Origin of the sequence: Streptomyces boetiae, from assembly GCF_031845405.1 — a bacterium.
Taxonomy (GTDB): domain Bacteria; phylum Actinomycetota; class Actinomycetes; order Streptomycetales; family Streptomycetaceae; genus Streptomyces; species Streptomyces boetiae.
In genome coordinates this window covers 1-18,541 of record NZ_JAVREN010000053.1, presented here as the reverse complement: position 1 = coordinate 18,541, position 18,541 = coordinate 1, and the positions used below count along the sequence as shown (strand labels likewise).

15 protein-coding genes are annotated in these 18,541 nt (G+C 76.7%); 7 read left to right on the top strand and 8 right to left on the bottom strand.

Annotated features, from left to right (window positions below; genetic code table 11):
- Position 1: 1 nt before the first annotated feature.
- On the bottom strand, positions 2–922 hold the full coding sequence (locus RM780_RS24125) for an LLM class flavin-dependent oxidoreductase (protein ID WP_311632992.1): 921 nt from the start codon (positions 920–922) through the stop codon (positions 2–4).
- A 65-nt stretch (positions 923–987) separates the two neighbouring features.
- Between RM780_RS24125 and RM780_RS24120 the strand changes: the two genes are divergently transcribed.
- Entirely contained in the window at positions 988–1,857 is an 870-nt protein-coding gene (locus tag RM780_RS24120) for an HAD family hydrolase (RefSeq protein ID WP_311632991.1), read from the top strand.
- On the opposite strand, the gene RM780_RS24115 is transcribed toward RM780_RS24120, so the two are convergent.
- The 3 genes from RM780_RS24115 to RM780_RS24105 form a co-directional block, all read right to left on the bottom strand.
- On the bottom strand, positions 1,829–2,560 hold the full coding sequence (locus RM780_RS24115; protein ID WP_311632990.1) for a hypothetical protein: 732 nt from the start codon (positions 2,558–2,560) through the stop codon (positions 1,829–1,831). The two genes, RM780_RS24120 and RM780_RS24115, sit on opposite strands and share 29 nt — an antisense overlap.
- Before the next feature lie 128 nt (positions 2,561–2,688).
- Complete coding sequence (locus tag RM780_RS24110; protein ID WP_311632989.1) at positions 2,689–3,630, bottom strand: metallophosphoesterase; 942 nt, start codon at positions 3,628–3,630, stop codon at positions 2,689–2,691.
- Between the two features lie 136 nt (positions 3,631–3,766).
- Positions 3,767–4,891, bottom strand: a complete 1,125-nt coding sequence (locus RM780_RS24105; RefSeq protein ID WP_311632988.1) for a LacI family DNA-binding transcriptional regulator — start codon at positions 4,889–4,891, stop codon at positions 3,767–3,769.
- A gap of 306 nt (positions 4,892–5,197) precedes the next feature.
- Here RM780_RS24105 and hisC point away from each other — a divergent pair, with 306 nt between their 5' ends.
- The 6 genes from hisC to RM780_RS24075 all read left to right on the top strand — a co-directional run bounded on the left by hisC (position 5,198) and on the right by RM780_RS24075 (position 15,762).
- On the top strand, positions 5,198–6,313 hold the full coding sequence (gene hisC / locus RM780_RS24100; RefSeq protein WP_311632987.1) for a histidinol-phosphate transaminase: 1,116 nt from the start codon (positions 5,198–5,200) through the stop codon (positions 6,311–6,313).
- Between the two features lie 165 nt (positions 6,314–6,478).
- Positions 6,479–8,020, top strand: a complete 1,542-nt coding sequence (locus RM780_RS24095) for a cytochrome ubiquinol oxidase subunit I (protein WP_311633015.1) — start codon at positions 6,479–6,481, stop codon at positions 8,018–8,020.
- Positions 8,021–8,087: 67 nt separating this feature from the next.
- Positions 8,088–9,143 (top strand): cytochrome d ubiquinol oxidase subunit II, encoded by a 1,056-nt coding sequence (cydB, locus tag RM780_RS24090; protein WP_311632986.1) that lies wholly within the window; start codon positions 8,088–8,090, stop codon positions 9,141–9,143.
- Positions 9,130–12,882 (top strand): thiol reductant ABC exporter subunit CydD, encoded by a 3,753-nt coding sequence (gene cydD, locus RM780_RS24085; protein ID WP_311632985.1) that lies wholly within the window; start codon positions 9,130–9,132, stop codon positions 12,880–12,882. The genes cydB and cydD overlap by 14 nt, the downstream gene beginning before the upstream one ends.
- Positions 12,883–12,895: 13 nt before the next feature.
- Positions 12,896–14,989 carry a sensor histidine kinase gene (locus RM780_RS24080; RefSeq protein WP_311632984.1) on the top strand — a complete coding sequence of 698 codons (2,094 nt, stop codon included), beginning with the start codon at positions 12,896–12,898 and terminating at the stop codon, positions 14,987–14,989.
- A 17-nt stretch (positions 14,990–15,006) separates the two neighbouring features.
- On the top strand, positions 15,007–15,762 hold the full coding sequence (locus RM780_RS24075) for an SDR family NAD(P)-dependent oxidoreductase (RefSeq protein ID WP_311632983.1): 756 nt from the start codon (positions 15,007–15,009) through the stop codon (positions 15,760–15,762).
- Positions 15,763–15,780: 18 nt separating this feature from the next.
- Here RM780_RS24075 and RM780_RS24070 read toward each other — a convergent pair whose 3' ends face one another.
- The 4 genes from RM780_RS24070 to RM780_RS24055 all read right to left on the bottom strand — a co-directional run.
- Positions 15,781–16,383: a YveK family protein gene (locus tag RM780_RS24070; protein WP_311632982.1), complete on the bottom strand. Its 603-nt coding sequence runs from the start codon at positions 16,381–16,383 to the stop codon at positions 15,781–15,783.
- Positions 16,380–17,480 (bottom strand): glycosyltransferase, encoded by a 1,101-nt coding sequence (locus tag RM780_RS24065; RefSeq protein WP_311632981.1) that lies wholly within the window; start codon positions 17,478–17,480, stop codon positions 16,380–16,382. Before RM780_RS24065 ends, RM780_RS24070 begins: the two co-directional genes overlap by 4 nt.
- Positions 17,477–18,259: a polysaccharide deacetylase family protein gene (locus RM780_RS24060; RefSeq protein ID WP_311632980.1), complete on the bottom strand. Its 783-nt coding sequence runs from the start codon at positions 18,257–18,259 to the stop codon at positions 17,477–17,479. Before RM780_RS24060 ends, RM780_RS24065 begins: the two co-directional genes overlap by 4 nt.
- The coding region (locus RM780_RS24055) for a hypothetical protein (RefSeq protein WP_311632979.1) at positions 18,256–18,541 on the bottom strand (286 nt) is incomplete at its 5' end. The genes RM780_RS24060 and RM780_RS24055, both read right to left, overlap by 4 nt.

Genomic DNA, 18,541 nt, shown 5'->3' with positions numbered 1-18,541 from the left:
TTCACCTGTTCACCTGGGTGAGTCCCTCGGTGGCGATCTCCTCGAAGACCCGCAGGTCGGCGGCGAACTGGGACTCCGGGACCGGCCAGTGGAGAACGATCTCGGTGAACCCCAGCTCCGCGCACCGGCCCGCGTGGTCCACGAAGGCCGCCACCGAGGTCAGGGGCTCGAAGTCGAGCAGCACGCGGGTCAGGCTCTCCGGCTCCCGGCCGGTCTCGTCGCACACCGCGTCCAGCCGGTCCACCTGCCGGGCCAGCACCGCCCAGAAGCCGTCGGGGCCCTCGGCCCCGCGCCCGGCCGCCGCCGGCTCGCCGGTGGTGACCCACGCCTGCCCGTGCCGAGCGGCCAGCCGCATGCCCCGCCGGCCGGTGCCCGCCACCGCGAAGGGCAGCCGCGGGCGTTGCACGCAACCGGGGATGTTGCGCACCTCGCGGGCCGAGTAGAAGTCCCCCTGGTAGGAGACGCCGGCGGTGCCGCCCTCGGTCAGCAGCAGGTCGAGCAGGCGCAGGAACTCCGCGAAGCGGTCGGCCCGTTCCCGCGGGGCCCACGCGTCGTGGCCGAGCGCGGTGGCGTCGAAGCCGGTGCCGCCGGAGCCGATCCCGAGCGTGACCCGGCCGCCCGAGATCTCGTCGAGCGTGATCAGCTCCTTGGCCAGGGCGACGGGGTGGCGGAAGTTGGGGGAGGTGACCAGCGTGCCCAGGCGCAGGCGTTCGGTGACGGCGGCGGCGGCCGTGAGCGTCGGGATGGCGCCGTACCAGGGGCGGTCGCGGAAGTTGCGCCACGAGAGGTGGTCGTAGGTGTACGCGGCGTGGAACCCGAGCTCCTCCGCGCGCTGCCATGTGCTTCTGCCGCCGTCCGCCCAGCGGTGGACCGGGAGGATCACGGTGGACAAGCGCAGGCGGGGAACGTCGGTGTCAGCCATGGGGAGCAGCGTAGGGCGTTCCGGGGCATCCCCGTGCCGCGTTCGCACGCATATGCTGAACGACCGTGTCCCCGGAACTTCCGCGCACGCCGCCGAGCCCCCGGCCGGGTCCGCCGCCGCGCCCGCGGCTGATCGCCACGGACCTGGACGGCACGCTGCTGCGCCGGGACGGGACGGTCTCCCCGCGCACGGTGGCGGCGCTGGCCGCGGCGGAGGAGGCGGGGATCGCGGTCGTCTTCGTGACCGGGCGGCCGGTGCGGTGGATGGACGCGGTGAGCGCGCACGTGCACGGGCACGGGATGGCGATCTGCGACAACGGCGCGGCGCTGGTGGACCTGCGGGACGGCGGGCAGCGGCTGGTGGAGGCCAGGGAGCTGCCGCGGCCCAACGCCCTGGCGGCCGTCCGCGCGCTGCGGCTGGCGGCGCCGGGGGTGAGCTTCGCGGTGGAGCGCACCCTGGGCGTGCACCACGAGCCGCGGTATCCGCCGATGCTGCGGGATCCGGTGACCGAGGTGGCCTCGGTGGAGAAGCTGCTGGGGCCGCCCCCGGCGTACGCGGACGAGCCGGTGCTGAAGCTGCTGGCGTTCCATCCGGAGCTGGACCCCGACGCGTTCCTGGCGCTGGGGCGTGAAGTGGCCGGGGAGTACGGGGAGTTCACCCGGTCCAGCCCCACGGCGCTGCTGGAGGTCAGCGGGCCGGGGGTCAGCAAGGCCAGCACGCTGGCCCGGCGTTGCCGCCTCCTGGGCATCTCCCGGGAGGAGGTCGTCGCCTTCGGGGACATGCCCAACGACCTGGAGATGCTGCACTGGGCGGGCACGGCCTGGGCGATGGGCAACTCCCACCCCGTGGTGCTGGCCGCCACCCGCCGCCACACCGCCTCGAACGAGGAGGACGGCGTGGCGCGGGTCATCGAGCGGATGCTGGCGGGGACGTAGCCTCGGGTCCGCTTCCGCTCCCCCGGCCGTGGTCGGCGGGGCTGCCGAACCGCGGGCTGGTGAAGTGGGGGCTGGTGAACCTCGGGTTGTGGTGGTGCGGGTGGGGGTGCCGCGGGTGGGGGAGGCGGGTGGCGTGCAGGCGCAGGAAGGGGGCGATGCCGCGGTCGTGGAGGGCGCGGAGCCAGTCCTCGCGGGCGCGGGCCACCTCCTCGGCCAGGGGCGGGGCGGCGGGGGCCTTGTTGCGGGCGGCGGTGACGACCAGGCCGGCCACGGCGGCCAGCAGGCCGGCGCCGGCGAGGCCGGCGAAGACCCAGCCGACGCCGCGCATCGGCTCGGCCAGCGCGGGCTCCGGCTCGGCCAGGCCGAGGGCGTAGCCCAGCAGGAGGAAGACGAGGGCGGCGACGGCGGCCAGGACGGGGACCAGCGCGAAGAAGGCGGTGGCGACGCCGGCGGCGGACGCGGCGGTCGGGGCGGCCGGGCGGGAGTCGGCGCGGCCGGGGAGCTGCTGCCGCAGGCGCGACAGGCGTTCGTGCTCCGCCTCGGCGGCGGAGGCGAGGTCGGGAAGGGCGGTCAGGGCCAGCTCGCGCAGCCGCGCGATCTCGGCGTCGTCCGCGCCCGTGGTGAGGCGGGCGGTGCGGAGCGCGTCGTCGAGCAGCCGGTGGACGTCGGCCTGGTCCTCGGGTGGCAAACCGTCAGCGCTCATGTGCGTCCCCAGGGCCTGAGGGAAGGGGACAACCGATAGTAAGCCGCAACGGCCGCGCGGGACAGGGAATTACCGGGAACATATGCCTGAACGCTCCCGCGGGGCGCCTCGCGGGCCCGGGCCGCGGACTACGCGCCCAGGGGGAGGCGGGCGACCAGGAGCTTGCCGGCCATGGTCACGCCGCCGTCCATCGCGATGGCCAGGGAGTCGGCGTACACGTGCGGGCCCGCGATCCGGACCACGGGCTCCGCCGCCTCGCCGGCCGCGCCCTCCGCGTCGGCCCCGCCCTGGCCGTTCTCCCCGGTGAGGTAGGGGATCGGGCTGTGGCCGTGAACGACCCGCTGTCCGCCGTAGGTGTCGAGCAGCTCGCGGACGGCGAGCGGGCCGTTCGTCTCGTCGCGGAAGGCGAAGCGCTTGGTGAACTTCCGGAACAGGTCCCAGGTCTCCTCGACGTCGTTGCGCTGGAGGGCCTGCCAGATCGCGTCGTTGACGTCCTCGACGGTGGAGCCGTAGTCGAGGTAGGCGGTGGTGTCGGAGTGCAGCAGCAGGTGCCCGTCCGCCAGGGCCATCGAGTCCAGGCGCGACATCCACTGGATGTGGTGATCGCGCAGCCGCTCCATGTCCGTGCGCTGGCCGCCGTTGAGCAGCCAGGCGGCCTGGAACGAGGCGGTGCCGGCCGCCGAGTCCACCGGGGCGTCTCCGAAGCGGCTGGCGCCGATGAGCAGCAGCTCGTGGTTGCCCAGCAGGGCCTTGCAGTAGCCGCCGGCCGCAGCCGCCTCGGCGGAGAGCCGCATCACCAGGTCGATGACGCCGATGCCGTCCGGCCCGCGGTCGGTGAAGTCCCCCAGGAACCACAGCCGGGTGTCCCCCGCGGCCCAGCGGTCCTCCGCATCGGTCAGGCCCGCCTCGCGCAGCGCCGCGCGCAGCTCCTCCAGGTACCCGTGGACGTCTCCGACGACGTAGAGCGGGCCCGTGCCGTCGATCTGGGGCAGGTCGGGGAGGGTGGGCGTGTACAGATCGGGCTGTGTGGCGCTCCACACGTCCGGTCCCTGGCCGGCCCCCTGAGTCATCGACCCCTCCACCACTACGCGCCGCCTCCACCTGTACGACCCGGCCCGGGAGGGCCAGGTCGCGGTGCCATTCGCCCATCATAGGAAGCCCGGTGCCGGGCGATGCCACTCCGTTCCCGGAAACGTTTACCGGAAACTACTGGCCCGCGGCAGGGGGTGTACGGGGAGCGGCCACGGTCGTGCGGGCCGGACGGTGGGCCGGGCGGCGGCTGGAGGCGCGCACGATCAGCTCGGTCGGCATCACCTGCTGGCCCTGCGGGCGGCCGGCCGGGCCCTCGATGGCGTCGATGAGGAGCTGGATGACGGCGGTGCCGATGCGTCCCGGTTTGAGGGAGAGCGTGGTGATCGGGGGCTCGGTGGTGGCGTAGACGTCGGACTCGCTGCAGCAGACGACGAGCAGGTCGTCGGGGACGCGCAGCCCGTATCTGCGGGCGGCGGCGAGGAGATCGGTGCCGTTGGGGTCGAAGAGGCCGTAGACGGCGTCGGGCCGGTCGGGGCGGGCCAGCAGGCGGTCGGCGGCGACGGCCGAGGCGCAGGGGTCGTGCGCGGGGTACGCCTCGTAGACGGGGTCCTGGCCGTGGCGTTCGCACCAGTCGATGTAGGCGGAGGTTGACAGGCGGGTGTAGGTGTCCGTGCTGGTGCCGGTGAGGAGGCCGATGCGGCGGGCGCCGGCGTCGGCGAGGTGGTCGAGCAGGCCGGAGACGGCTGCCTCGTGGTCGTTGTCCACCCAGGCGGTGACGGGCAGGTCGCCGCCGGGTCTGCCGTCGGAGACGACGGGGATGCCCTGGCGGACCAGCTCGGTGACGACCGGGTCGTGGTCGGAGGGGTCGATGACGACGGTGCCGTCGAGGGCGACGTTGGACCAGACGTCGAAGTCCCGGTGCTGGGAGGCGGCCGGGAGGATCACCAGCGCGTAGCCGCGGGCCAGCGCGGCGGAGGTGGCGGCCCTGGCCATCTCCGCGAAGTAGGCGAACTCCGTGAAGGTGAACGGTTCTTCGCCGTAGGTGGTGACGGTGAGGCCGATCAGTCCTGACTTGCCGGTGCGGAGGGTTCGGGCGGCGGCTGAGGGGCGGTAGCCGAGGCGGTCGGCGACGGTGCGGACGTGGCGGCGCGTGGCGTCGGGCAGGCGGCCCTTGCCGTTGAGCGCGTCGGAGACAGTCGTGATCGAGACACCGGCGGCCGCTGCGACATCGCGGATGCCGGCCCGGCCGCTCGTGCGGCGAGCGGAGGCCCTGGTCACCTGATGCTTCGCTGCTGTCATGGCGACCTGATGTTAGGCCCGGGATCGGACCGGGGCGGCCGGATGCGGTCGTTCCCCGGGGAACACGTTTCTGCTAGCCATAGGGGCCGTGGCGCCTTGGATTCGAAGCCTGAAACGTCTTGTGGCGGCGTGAGGGGGCGCTGGGGGTGGCCCGGCTCCGAGCAGTGGGGCGCTTTTCAACGTCCTTCGCCTCACCCTCACGGGCGGGGCGCGCCACCGCGCCCGCCAGGGGCGTGAAGCTGTGCATGCGCGCCGTTTGGGTTGGCGGATACGCCCGCCGCGGGCGTTGCTCCTAAGGTGTGAGGAATGACGGCATCCTCTCAGCACCCCACCTCCCCGCGCCCGGCGGGTCCCCGGCTGCGGGCGGCCCTGGACGGCATCCCGAGCTACGCGCCCGGCCGCCCGGCCGGCGAGGGGCCCGGGTCGTTCAAGCTCTCCTCGAACGAGAACCCCTACCCGCCGCTCCCCGGCGTCCTGGAGACGGCGGTGGCCGCCGCGGGCTCGCTCAACCGCTACCCGGACCTGGCCTGCTCGGGCCTGCTGGCCGAGCTGGCGGACCGCCTGGGGGTGCCGCTGGAGCACCTGGCGGCCGGGACCGGCTCGGTCGGCGTGATGCAGCAGCTCGTGCAGGCGACGGCGGGCCCGGGGGACGAGGTGCTGTACGCCTGGCGTTCCTTCGAGGCGTACCCGATCATCGCGCAGATCGCCGGGGCGGCCTCGGTGCGGGTGCCGCTGAACGCCGCCGAGGAGCACGACCTGCCGGCCATGGCGGCGGCGATCACCGACCGGACCCGGCTGATCTTCGTCTGCTCCCCCAACAACCCCACGGGCACGGCGATCCCGCGCGCGGACCTCGAGGCGTTCCTGGACCGGGTGCCGGGGGACGTGCTGGTGGTGCTGGACGAGGCGTACCGGGAGTTCGTGCGCGACCCGCGGGTGGGGGACGGGATCGAGCTGTACCGGGAGCGGCCCAACGTGTGCGTGCTGCGGACGTTCTCCAAGGCGTACGGGCTGGCGGGGCTGCGGGTCGGCTTCGCGGTGGCGCACCCGCCGGTGGCGGCGGCGCTGCGGAAGACGGCCGTTCCCTTCGGGGTGAGCGAGGTGGCGCAGCGGGCGGCGGTGGCCTCGCTGCGCAGCGAGCCGGCGCTGCTGGCCCGGGTGGACGCGCTGGTGGCGGAGCGGGAGCGGGTGACGGGCGCGCTGGCCGCGCAGGGCTGGACGGTGCCGGACGCGCAGGGGAACTTCGTGTGGCTGCGCCTGGGCGCGGCGAGCGCCGAGTTCGCGGCGGCCTGCGAGGCGGCGGGGGTGACGGTGCGGCCGTTCGCGGGGGAGGGGGTCCGGGTGACGATCGGGGAGACCGAGGCGAACGACCTCGTGCTGCGGACGGCGGCGGCCTTCCGGGCGGAGCACGCGCGGGGGTAGGGCCGTCCGGCCCCGCGGGGCGGGGCCGGACGGGTCGCGCCGCAGGTCGGGACGGGTAAGGGAACGGGGGACCCCCCGGCCTTCTGGCCGGGGGCGGCGTGGTTCTATCATGGCTTGTGAATGTGAATACGTTCACAAGATAGGAACGCCACTGTGGACAGCACCGTGGAGCTCGCCCTCGCCCCGGAGACCCTGGCGCGCTGGCAGTTCGGGATCACCACCGTCTACCACTTCCTCTTCGTCCCCCTGACGATCTCCCTCGCCGCCCTGACGGCCGGGCTCCAGACCGCCTGGTACCGCACCCGCAAGGACACCTACCTGCGGGCCACCAAGTTCTGGGGCAAGCTCTTCCTGATCAACATCGCGATGGGCGTGGTCACCGGCATCGTCCAGGAATTCCAGTTCGGCATGAACTGGTCGGACTACTCGCGCTTCGTCGGGGACGTCTTCGGCGCCCCGCTGGCCTTCGAGGCGCTGATCGCCTTCTTCTTCGAGTCCACCTTCATCGGCCTGTGGATCTTCGGCTGGGACCGGCTGCCCGCGCGCCTGCACCTGGCCACCATCTGGATCGTCTCGGCCGGGACCGTGGCCTCCGCCTACTTCATCCTGGCGGCCAACTCCTGGATGCAGCACCCCGTGGGCTACGCCATCGACGAGGAGACGGGGCGGGCCCGGCTGACCGACATCGGGCGGGTGCTCACCCAGAACACGGCCGTCGCGCAGTTCGCCCACACCATCACCGCCGCCTTCCTCACCGGGGGCGCGTTCATGGTGGGCATAGCCGCCTGGCACCTGGCGCGGCGGCGGCACACCGAGGTGATGCGCGCCTCGCTGCGGCTGGGCCTGGTCACGATGGTCGCCGCGGGCCTGCTCACCGCCTTCACCGGGGACCGGCTCGGCAAGATCATGTACGAGCAGCAGCCGATGAAGATGGCCGCGGCCGAGGCCCTGTGGGACACGGAGGCGCCCGCGCCCTTCTCGCTGTTCGCGGTCGGGGACGTGGAGCAGGGGCACAACATGGTCGCCGTCGAGGTGCCCGGCCTGCTCTCCTTCCTCGCGCACGACAACTTCTCCGAGGCCGTGCCCGGGATCAACGACACCAACGAGGCCCTCCAGGAGCGCTACGGCCCCGGCGACTACCGCCCCAACGTGCCGCTGGCCTACTGGAGCTTCCGCTGGATGATCGGCTTCGGCATGGCCTCCGCGGCCCTGGGCGCCGCCGGGCTGTGGCTGACCCGGCGCCGCCTGCTGCTGGACCCCGCACTGCGGACGGGCGAGGACGAACGCCCGCGGCTGGCGTTGACCCGGAGCCGCGAGCTGGGGCCGCTGCTCACCCGGTGGTACTGGCGGATCGCCTTCCTCACGCTGCTCTTCCCGCTGATCGCCAACGCCTGGGGCTGGATCTTCACCGAGACCGGGCGCCAGCCGTGGGTGGTCTACGGGCTGATGCGCACCGAGGACGCGGTCTCCCCCGGCGTCTCCCAGGCCGAGGTGATCGCCTCGCTGACCGTCTTCACGCTGCTGTACGCCGTGCTCGCGGTCGTCGAGGCGCGGCTGATGGTCACCTACGCCAAGGCCGGGCCGCCGGAGCTGACCGAGGCGGACCGGCATCCGCCGACGCGGATCGGCGGGCCGCGGGGCGGGCCGGGGGCGGGCGCCGCCGAGGCCGCCGACGAGGCCGACCGGCCAATGGCCTTCTCGTACTGATGGGCACCGCGATGTCCGTCCTGCTGTTCGTCCTGCTGCGCACCGAAACGCACGGAAGGAGCGCGCGGTGAGCCTTTCGCTTCCCGAGCTGTGGTTCTGCGTCATCGCCGTCCTGTGGACCGGCTACTTCTTCCTGGAAGGCTTCGACTTCGGCATCGGCGTGCTCTCCGGGACGCTGGCCCGCGACCGCGCCGAGCGCCGGGTCCTGATCAACACCATCGGGCCGGTCTGGGACGGGAACGAGGTCTGGCTGCTGACCGCGGGCGGCGCCACCTTCGCCGCGTTCCCCGACTGGTACGCCACCCTCTTCTCCGGCTTCTACCTGCCGCTGCTGGCCGTGCTGGTCTGCCTGATCGTGCGCGGCGTGGCCTTCGAGTACCGCGCCAAGCGGCCCGGGGAGCGCTGGCAGCGGAGCTGGGAGCACGCCATCCTCTGGTGCTCGGCGCTGGTGGCCTTCCTGTGGGGCCTGATCTTCGCCAACGTGGTGCGCGGCGTGCCGGTCGACGCCTCGGGGGAGTTCGCGGGCGGGCCGGCGGACCTGCTCAGCCCGTACGCGCTGCTGGGCGGGGCGGCGACGCTGGCGCTGTTCACCTTCCACGGGGCGGTGTTCGCCGCGCTGAAGACGGTCGGGGAGATCCGGGCGCGGGCGCGGCGGGCGGCGACGCTGCTGGGGGCGGCGACGGTGCTCGTGGGCGGGGCGTTCCTGCTGTGGACGCAGGCGGAGGCCGGCAACGGCCGTTCCCTGGGCGCGCTGGCCGTGGCGGTGGCCGCGCTGGTGGCGGCGCTCGCGGCGAACGCCCGGGGGCGCGAGGGGTGGGCGTTCTGCTTCTCGGGGGTGGCGGTCGCGGCGGTGGTGGCGCTGCTGTTCCTGGCGCTCTTCCCCGACGTGATGCCCTCCTCGCTGGACCCGGGCTGGAGCCTGACCGTGGAGGGGGCGGCGTCCTCGCCGTACACGCTGCGGATCATGACCTGGTGCGCGGTGGCGGCCACGCCGGTGGTGATGGTGTACCAGGGGTGGACGTACTGGGTGTTCCGCAAGCGGATCGGGGTGCAGCACATCGCTGGGACTGCCGGTCCGGTCGCGGAGCCCGGTGCGGCGGGGGCGGGCCGTGCGGCCCGTTGACCCGCGGCTGCTGCGGCACGCCCGCGCGACGCGGGGATTCCTGGCCGCCTCGGTCGCGCTGGGCCTGGCCGGGGCCGGGCTGGTCATCGCCCAGGCCCTGCTGATCGCGCGGCTGGTCGCCGACGCGTTCACGGCGGGCCGCGGCCTGGGGGACGGCCTGGCCGCGCCTCTGCTGCTGCTCGCCGCGACGGCCGCGGGCCGGGGCCTGGTCGCCTGGCTGACGGAGCTGGCCGCGCACCGCGCCGCCGCCTCGGTGAAGTCCGAGCTGCGGCTGCGGCTGCTGCACCACGCCACGCGGGACCCGGCGGCGCCGCTCCGGCCGACCGGCGAGCTGACCGCGCTGGCCACGCGCGGCATCGACGCGCTGGACGGGTACTTCGCCCGGTACCTGCCGCAGTTGGGCCTGGCCGTCCTGGTCCCGGCGGCCGTGCTGGCCCGGATCGTCACCGACGACTGGGCCGCGGCGGCGACCATCGCCGTGACGCTGCCGCTGATCCCGCTGTTCATGGCGCTGATCGGCTGGGCCACGCAGGCCCACATGGACCGGCAGTGGCGCCAACTGGCGCGACTGTCCGGGCACTTCCTCGACGTGGTCGCGGGCCTGAGCACGCTGAAGGTCTTCGGCCGGGCCAGGGCCCAGGAGGAGAACATCCGCGCCGTCACCGACTCCTACCGGCGCGGCACGCTGCGGACGCTGCGGATCTCCTTCCTGTCCTCCTTCGCACTGGAGCTGCTGGCAACGCTGTCGGTGGCGCTGGTCGCGGTGGGCATCGGCATGCGGCTGGTGCACGGGGACCTGGACCTCTACACGGGCCTGGTCGTGCTGATCCTGGCGCCGGAGGCGTACCTGCCGCTGCGGCGGCTGGGGGCGGAGTACCACGCGGCTCAGGAGGGTCTGGCCGCGGCGCAGGAGGTCTTCTCGGTGGTCGAGGCCGCGCCGGAGCCCCGGCCCGGCGGCGGGCTGCCCGTCCCCGCGGCGCCCGGACTGGCGTTCGAGGGACTGGCGGTCAGGTACCCCGGGCGTTCCGGGGACGCGCTCGCGCCCACCTCGCTGGTGGTGGCGCCGGGGGAGACCGTGGCCCTGACCGGGCCTTCGGGGGTGGGCAAGTCCACGCTGCTGGCCGCGCTGCTCGGCTTCGCCGCCCCGGCCTCGGGGCGGGTGCTGATCGGAGGCGTGGACCTGGCGCTGCTGGACCGGGCGGAGTGGCACCGGCGCGTCGCGTGGGTGCCGCAGCGCCCGTACCTGTGCGCGGGCACGGTGGCCGACAACGTCCGCCTGGCGCGGCCCGAGGCGGACGACGCGGCGGTGGCCGCGGCGCTGCGGGAGGCCGCCGCGAGCGAGCTGGACCCGGGCCGCCGGGTCGGGGAGGGCGGGGCCGGCCTGTCCGCCGGGCAGCGCCAACGCGTCGCGCTGGCGCGGGCGTTCCTCGCGGACCGGCCGGTCCTGCTGCTGGACGAGCCGACGGCGGCGCTGGACGCGGCCACGGAGGCGGCGGTCACGGAGTCCATCCGCCGCCACGCCGCCACCCGAACAGCCCTGCTGATCACCCACCGCCCGGCCCTGCTGGCGGCGGCGGACCGGACGTTTCACGTGGAACGATCGCCTGCGGCGGGCTCGCCGCCCGGGGCGGCGGCGCCCGCGCCCGGAGCGCTGCTCCGGCCCACGGGGGCGGAGGGGCCTGTCCCCGGGGGGACGGCGCTGGCGTGCGCGGACGCGCCCGCCGGGGGCGGCGTGGTCCCGGCCGAGCGAGACGGCGCCCATGCCGGGCTCGCGGAGCCGGTCGGGCCGGGCCGCTCGCCGGCCGTGGGGTCCCGGCCCAGCGACGCCCTGCGGGTTCGCCGGACGGAGGTGGTCCCCTGCCACAGCCGGCCGCGGTCCGCCCGCGCCGGGTGGCGCAGGCGGATAGCCCGGACCCTGGCCACCCGCCTCGCCTCGCCCGCGCCGTGTCCGTCCCCGGCGGACGCGGCGTCCCGCCGGGGGGCGTCGGGGGGCGCCCTCCGGTGGGTGCGGGAGGCTGGGCGGCGATGGCGGGAGCGGCTGGTGCTCAGCGGGTTGCTCGGCGCGTTCGCGCTGGGGAGTTCCGTGGGGCTGATGGCCACCTCGGGGTGGCTGATCTCGCGGGCCTGGGAGCAGCCGCCCGTGCTGCACCTGATGGTGGCCGTCACCGCGACCCGTGCGTTCGGGCTCGGACGGGCGGTCTTCCGTTACGCCGAACGGCTCACCGGCCACGACGCCGTGCTGCGGGTTCTCGCGGGGCTACGGGTCGCCGTCTACCGGCGGCTGGAGCGGCTCGCGCCCGCCGGCCTCGGCCGGGCGAGGCGCGGCGACCTGCTGGCCCGCGTCGTCGGCGACGTGGACGCGCTCCAGGACTACTACCTGCGCTGGCTGCTGCCCGCCGCGACCGCCGCCGCCGTGGGCCTGGGCGCCACGGCCCTGACCTGGGCCCTGCTGCCCGCCGCCGGCGCCGCGCTGGCCGCCGGGCTGCTCGCCGCCGGCGTGGCCGTGCCCGCCCTCACGGCCGCCGTCTCCCGCCGCGCCGAGCGCCGCCTGGCCCCGGCCCGCGGCGAGCTGGCCGCCCGGACCGTGGACCTGCTCAGCGGAACGCCCGAGCTGACCGTCGCCGGCGCGCTGCCCGCCCGCCGGGCCGCCGTCCGGGCGGCCGACGCGGAGCTGACGGCGCTGGCCGCCCGGTCCGCCGCCGCGACCGCGCTCGGCGGCGGCCTGAGCGCGCTGCTCGCCGGCCTGACCGTGACCGCCGCCGCCTGGGCCGCCGTTCCGGCCGTGGCCGGGGGCCGCCTCGACGGGGTGTGGCTGGCGACGGTCGTGCTGGTGCCGCTCGCCGCGTTCGAGGCAGTGGCCGGGCTGCCCCTGGCCGTCCAGCACCGGCAGCGCGCCCGCCGGGCCGCCGAGCGCGTCCGCGAGGTGTGCGAGGCCCCGACGCCGGTCCGCGAGCCGGAACACCCGGAGCCGGCGCCCGCGAGCCCGTTCCCCCTGCGCGTGCGCGGCCTGAGCGCCCGCCACCCGGGGCAGGCCGGGTACGCCCTGCGCGGCGTGGATCTGGACCTGGCACCCGGACGGCGGATCGCCGTGGTCGGCCCCTCCGGCGCGGGCAAGACCACGCTCGCGCACTGCCTGCTGCGGTTCCTCGACCCCGAGCCCGGCAGCCGCTACACGCTCGGCGGCGCCGAGGCCACGGCTCTGGACGGGGACGCCGTGCGGCGCCTGGTCGGCCTGTGCGCCCAGGACGCGCACCTCTTCGACAGCACGCTGCGCGAGAACCTGCGCCTGGCCCGCCCCGGCGCGGACGACGCCGCGCTGCTGGCCGCCCTCGCCGCCGCCCGCCTGCTGACCTGGGCGGACGCGCTGCCCGCCGGTCTCGACACCCCCGTGGGCGAGCACGGCGCCCGGCTCTCCGGAGGCCAGCGGCAGCGGCTGGCGCTGGCCCGCGCGCTGCTGGCCGACTTCCCCGTCTTGGTGCTGGACGAGCCCGCCGAGCACCTGGACCTGCCCACCGCCGACGCCCTGACGGCCGACCTGCTGGCCGCCACCGAGGGCCGCGCCACGGTGCTGATCACTCACCGGCTGGCGGGCCTGGAGGCCGTGGACGAGGTGCTGGTCCTGGAGGACGGCCGGGTCGCGCAGCGCGGGGCCCCGGCGGAGCTGGCGGCCGTCGAGGGGCCGTACCGCCGGCTGCTGGAGCGCGAGCGGATCCCGACTTTTGCGGCGGAAAGGGACTGATTACGCTCGCCTCATGCGGCAGTTGCCCCGGCTGCTGAGGGCCATGGAGGCCATCGGCGGCGACACCGAGCCCCGGGCGGCGCTGGAGCGCACCGTGCGGGCCGCCGCCGAGCTGACCGGGGCCGGGCACGCCGCCCTGGCCCTGCTCAACGAGGACGCGGACGCCATCGGGAGGCTGGTCACGCACTCCGCGGGCGCACCCGGCCCGGAGGGGCGGGAGGCGGCCGAGGCGCTGGGCCGCGCGCTGCTGGCCGGCTGCCCGCCGCCGGGCATGCCCGGGACGCTGTGCGTTCCCCTGCTGGTGCACGGGGCGCGGTTCGGGGCGTTGCAGGTGACGGGGAAGGCCGGCGCGCGGTCGTTCACCGAGGAGGACCGGCAGGTGCTGCTGCTCCTGGCGACGGAGGCGGGCAACGCCCTGGGCAGCGCCCGCCTGCACGAGACCGTCCGGCAGCAGGCGCGGTGGCTGGACGGCAGCCTGGAGCTGTCCACGGCGCTGCTCTCCCCCGACGCGGCGGAGGACGAGGACAACGCCCTGGCGATCGTCGCCGAACAGGCCCGCCGCCTGGCGGGCGCGACCGCGTGCGCGGTGCTGGAACCGGCACTGCCCTCCGGGCCGGAGGAGCGGGACGGCGAGGCGGCGGCGCCTCGCCTCCGCGTCGTCGCCGTCTCCTCGGCGGCCACGGCCCCGCCGTCGGCCCCGGGCGCCGAGACACCCCGCGCTGCGCGCGCGGGCGCTAAGCAGTCCGCACCGGACGCCCCGAGCGCCGAGCGGCCCGCGGCCCCGCAGACCGGCCTGCGGGCTGCCGCGCCAGAGGCATGGCAAGACGCCGGGACCGGGGCGGCCGGGCGTACGGCCGTCGCCCGCGACACCGCCGGGCGCCGCGCCGGACCGGAGGAGAGCAACGGCGGGGCGGGAGACGGCAGCGCCGCGCCAGCGGAAGGCAACGGCGAACCAAATGGGGTCCCCGCGCCGGAGCCGCCGCCGGGCGCTCAAGCGCCGGACCCCCCGAGCCCCGGGAAGGCGGACGCGGCTCCCGGCGTCGGGGACGCCAACGGCGCCGCCGCGCCGGGGGCGTCGCCGGATGGCCGGGGAGCCGAGTCGGGCACGCGAGCCGCCGCGCCGGCGGACGGCAACGCCTATCCGGCGGACGGCAACGCCCCGCCGGCGGACGGCAACAGCGGAGCAGCGGGAGGCCGCCGGGGCGGCGACGTGCCCGCGCTCGGGGCGGTGATCGTCGCGCGCAGCGCCGCGCTGCGGCAGGCGCTCGCCGGGGAGCCGGTGGTGCTCGACGGGGGTGGCGAGGGGGCGGGCGGGCCGCGGATGCTGCTGCCGCTGTCGGGGGAGGGCGCGGCGCTGGGCGTGCTGTGGATGGCGCGGCCGGCCGGCGCGCCCGCGTACTCCGTGCCGGAGCGGGCGCTGGCCACCCAGTTCGCGCAGCAGGCCGCCCTCGCGCTGCTGCTGGGCCGGGCCCGCAGGGACCGCGAGCGGCTGGCCGTGCTCGCCGACCGGGACCGGATCGCGCGGGACCTGCACGACCTGGTGATCCAGCGGCTGTTCGCGGTCGGCATGACGCTGGAGGGCGCCCGCCGCCAGGCCGGGGAGCCGGACGTGCGCCGCCGGATCGACACCGCGACGGAGGGGCTGGACGCCACCGTCCAGGAGATCAGGACCACCGTCTTCGCCCTCCAGCAGCCGCCCGAGGAGGACGGCCTGCGCGCCCGAGTGCTGCGCGAGACGGGCGAGGCGGCGGGGCCCCTGGGCTTCCCGCCCTCGGTGTCCTTCGCCGGCCCGGTGGACGCGGTCACCGGCGGCGAGGTCGCGGCCCACCTCCTCGCCGCGCTCCGCGAGGGCCTGTCCAACGCCGCCCGCCACGCCCGCGCCGGCCGCGTCGAGGTCCGGGTGGACGCCACCGCCCGCCTCCCGGACGGCCGCCCCGCCGTCCGGCTCACCGTCGCGGACGACGGCGTCGGCCCGCCGCCCGAGGGCACCCGCCGCAGCGGCCTGCGCAACCTCGCCCGCCGCGCCGAGTCCCTGGGCGGCTCCGCCTCCGTGGGCCCGGGCCCGGACGGCGCCGGGACCGCGCTGACCTGGCAGGCGCCGAGGTGACGCGCTACGGTCCGGGCATGGCTGGACGAGTGGTGATCATCAGCGGCGGCGGCACCGGCATCGGCCTGGCCACCGCGCGCCGCTTCGCGCGGGACGGCGACACGCCCGTTCTCATCGGCCGCCGCCCCGACGTGCTGGAGCGCGCCGCCGGCTCGCTCCCCGGTGCGGTCGCGCTGCCCGCCGACCTGGCCGACCCGGCGGACGCGACGCGGGTGGCCCAGGCCGTTGCCGAACGCTTCGGCACCGTGGACGTGCTGGTGAACAACGCGGGAGGCAACGGCCTCCTCGAACCCCGCCCCCCGGACGGCACCGCCGGGCCCGTGGCCGAGGCCGCCCACGACTGGACCACGGCCTTCCGCATCAACACCCTCACCGCCGTGCTGCTCACTGAGGCCCTGCGCGACCGCCTGGCCTCCCCCGGCGGCCGGGTCCTCTTCCTCAGCTCCATCGCCGCCTACCGGGGCTCGGGCTCCGGAACGTACGCGGCGGCCAAGGCGGCGCTGCACCCCTATGTCCACGACCTGGCCCGGCAGCTCGGCCCGCGCGGCGTGACCGTGAACGCGGTGGCGCCCGGCTACGTCGAGGAGACCGAGTTCTTCGGCAGCGGCATGCCGCCCGAGCGCCGCGACGCCCGCGTCGCCGAGACGCTCAACGGCCGCCCCGGCACGCCCGGCGACGTGGCCGAGACCCTCCACTGGCTGGCCTCCCACGCCGCCGGGCACCTCACCTCCCAGATCCTCCAGGTCAACGGGGGCGCCGAGCGCGGCCACTGAGCCCACGTCGGCCCGGACCTACCCCGCGAACGGCGCGGGGCCCGTCGTGTGCAGGGGCTGCGGCGGCAGGGAGCCGGGCACGCCCGGAAGCGCGGGGAAAAGGGGGCTCGCCCGGCGCGCGAGGTGGGCCGCGCAGCCCGCGACCGCGCCCGCGCAGGCTCCCAGGGCCAGGGAGAGCCCCGGCACCGGGGTCGCCGGGCCCGTCGGCACGGCGGCGGCGGCCAGCTCGATCAGCTCGACGCCCGTCCCGTCCCGGGCCTCGTTGGCGCGCGAGATCAGCGCGCGGGCCACGGCGTTCGCCGCGCGGGCCGCCTCCTCGGGCCCCGGGGCCGTTCCCGTGATCTCGATGACCGGGGCGTCCGGCGAGCCCGCCGCCCGCACCCGCCGCCGCAGGTCCTCCGCCGGAACGCCCGCGTCCGTCTGCGCCGTGCGCAGCACCGCGTCATCCGTGGCCATCCGCACGAACGCCTGGGCGAAGGCCACCGGGTCGCCCTCCCCCTCGGGGGCCGCCACCGCGACCTGCCCGCGCGCCGCGTACTCCCGGTCGGCCAGCAGCGCGTGCCCGGCGCCGCACAGCAGCCCGACCAGCACGCACACGGCCGGAATCCACCAGGCCCTCATCGGCACACCTCCTTGTGAACGTCCTCATAGACGCGCATCAGCCGCCGCGCGGCCTCGTCGATGTCGTACCGCTCCACGGCCTGGGGCACGGGCAGGCGCCGCACGCCCAGGGCGAGTTCGGCGCGCAGCGCGGCGGCCAGGCCGTCCGCGTCGGGGCCCACCCGGCGCGCGCCGGGCGCGGCCGTGCGCGGCAGCTCCTCCACGGCCGGGCAGGCCGCGTGCAGCACGGGCAGCCCGGCGGCCAGGGCCTCCAGCACCGAGAGCCCGAACGTCTCCTCCGTGGACGGCGAGACGAACACGTCCAGGGCCGACAGCAGCGGGCGCACGTCCGGCCTGGCCCCGGCGAGCACCACCCGCTCCCCCGCCCCCAGCCTCGCGGCCAGCGCCCGCAGCGCCTCGCGCTCCGGGCCCTCCCCCGCCAGCACCAGCCACACCTCGCGCGGCAGCCGGGCCACGGCCCGCACCAGCGCGTCGAACCGCTTGCCCGGCACCAGCCGCCCCACCCCGCCGACCGCGACCGCGCCCCCGGGCAGCCCCAGCCGCGCGCGTTCCGCCGCACGCGCCACCGGGTCGAATCCGAACCGGCCCGCCTCGATGCCGTTGGGCACCAGGTGGATGCGCCCGGCCGGGACCCCCCAGTCGCGCAGCCGCCCCGCCACCGTGGCCGAGACGGCGACGGTGGCCGCGCCCAGCCGCTCGGTGGCCAGGTACAGCGCGCGGACGCCGGGCGTCAGGGCGCGGCCCTCGATGCGGTGGGCGCCCAGCGAGTGCTCGGTGGCGACCACGGCCCGCACCCCGGCCATCCGGGCGGCGACCCGCCCGTAGACGCAGGCCCGGTAGAGGTGGGTGTGGACGACGTCGTACCGGCCGCGGCGGATCAGCCGGGCCAGGCGCGGCAGGGCGTTGGGGTCGCGGTTGCCGTTCATGCCCAGATGGCCCACGCGCACGCCGTCGCGGCGCAGCTCCTCGGCCACCGGCCCGGGGTTAGTGAGCGCGACCACGTCGCAGGCCAGCGGCAGCCTGCGGAGCAACGCCCGTAGCTGGCGTTCGGCGCCCCCGACCCCGAGGCCGGTGATCACGTGCAGGCCGCGTCTCACGGCCTGCCCCCGCGCACCCCGGCGGTCTCGGCCGCGGCGGGCAGCTCGGGCAGGGCGGGAACGCGGCGGCGGCGCAGCGGGTGCAGCCGCCGCTTCCACGCCAGGCGCCGGGCGCCGTCCCGCTCGCCGACGTGGACGCGGGGCAGGGCGTACTGGCCGGTGAGGCGGCCGGGGCTGACGGCGCAGGCGTAGTGGTAGCCGGCCTCCCGGACGGCCTCGGCGGCGGTCAGGTCCACGTCGCCGTAGGGGTAGCAGAAGCCGTGCACGGGGGCGCCGGTGATCTCCTCCAGGCGGGCGCGGCTCTCGGCCACCTCCCTGCGCAGCGTCCCGGGGTCGGCGCGGCGCAGGGAGGCGTGCGTCATGCCGTGCGAGCCGACCTCCATGCCGGCCTCGGCCGCGGCGCGGATGCCCTCGGCGTTCAGCAGCCGCTTGCGGGGGCCGTCGGCGTCCCAGCTGTTGCTGCGGTGGAGCAGGCCGGGGAGGGCGAAGACGGTGGCGGTGCAGCCGTGGGCGCGCAGCAGGGGAACGGCCGTCTCCACGAAGTCGCGGTAGCCGTCGTCGAAGGTCAGGCCGACCAGGCGGGCGGCGCGCCCGGCGGCGCGGGCGCGCAGCAGCTCGCCCACGGAGACGCCGCGCAGGCCGCGGCGGCGCAGCCAGGTGAGCTGCTGGTGGAGGCGGTCGGGGGTGACGGTGATGCGGTAGGGGTCGGGGGAGGTGTAGGCGACGGAGTGGTACATCAGCACCCACAGCGGGGCGGGCAGTTGCCGGGGGTCGGTCATGGTGGGGGCACCTTCGGCTGGTCGGTGACGGGGGCGTGGGTCGCTTGCGGGGGGTGGAGCGCGCCGGAGGCGGCGGCCAGGGCGGCGAAGACGGCGAGGACGGCCGTTCCGCCGAGCGCCAGGCCCGGCAGGGGAGCGGGACCGGCGGGGGCGAGGGCCCACCCGGCCGCGGCGGCGCACGCGGCGGCGGCGGCCCGGCGGGCGAGGCGGGCGAGCAGCGGGCGGGCGGGGTGGGGCCGGGGGGTGTGGCGGGGGCGGCCGCGCAGGAGCAGCAGCGCGGTG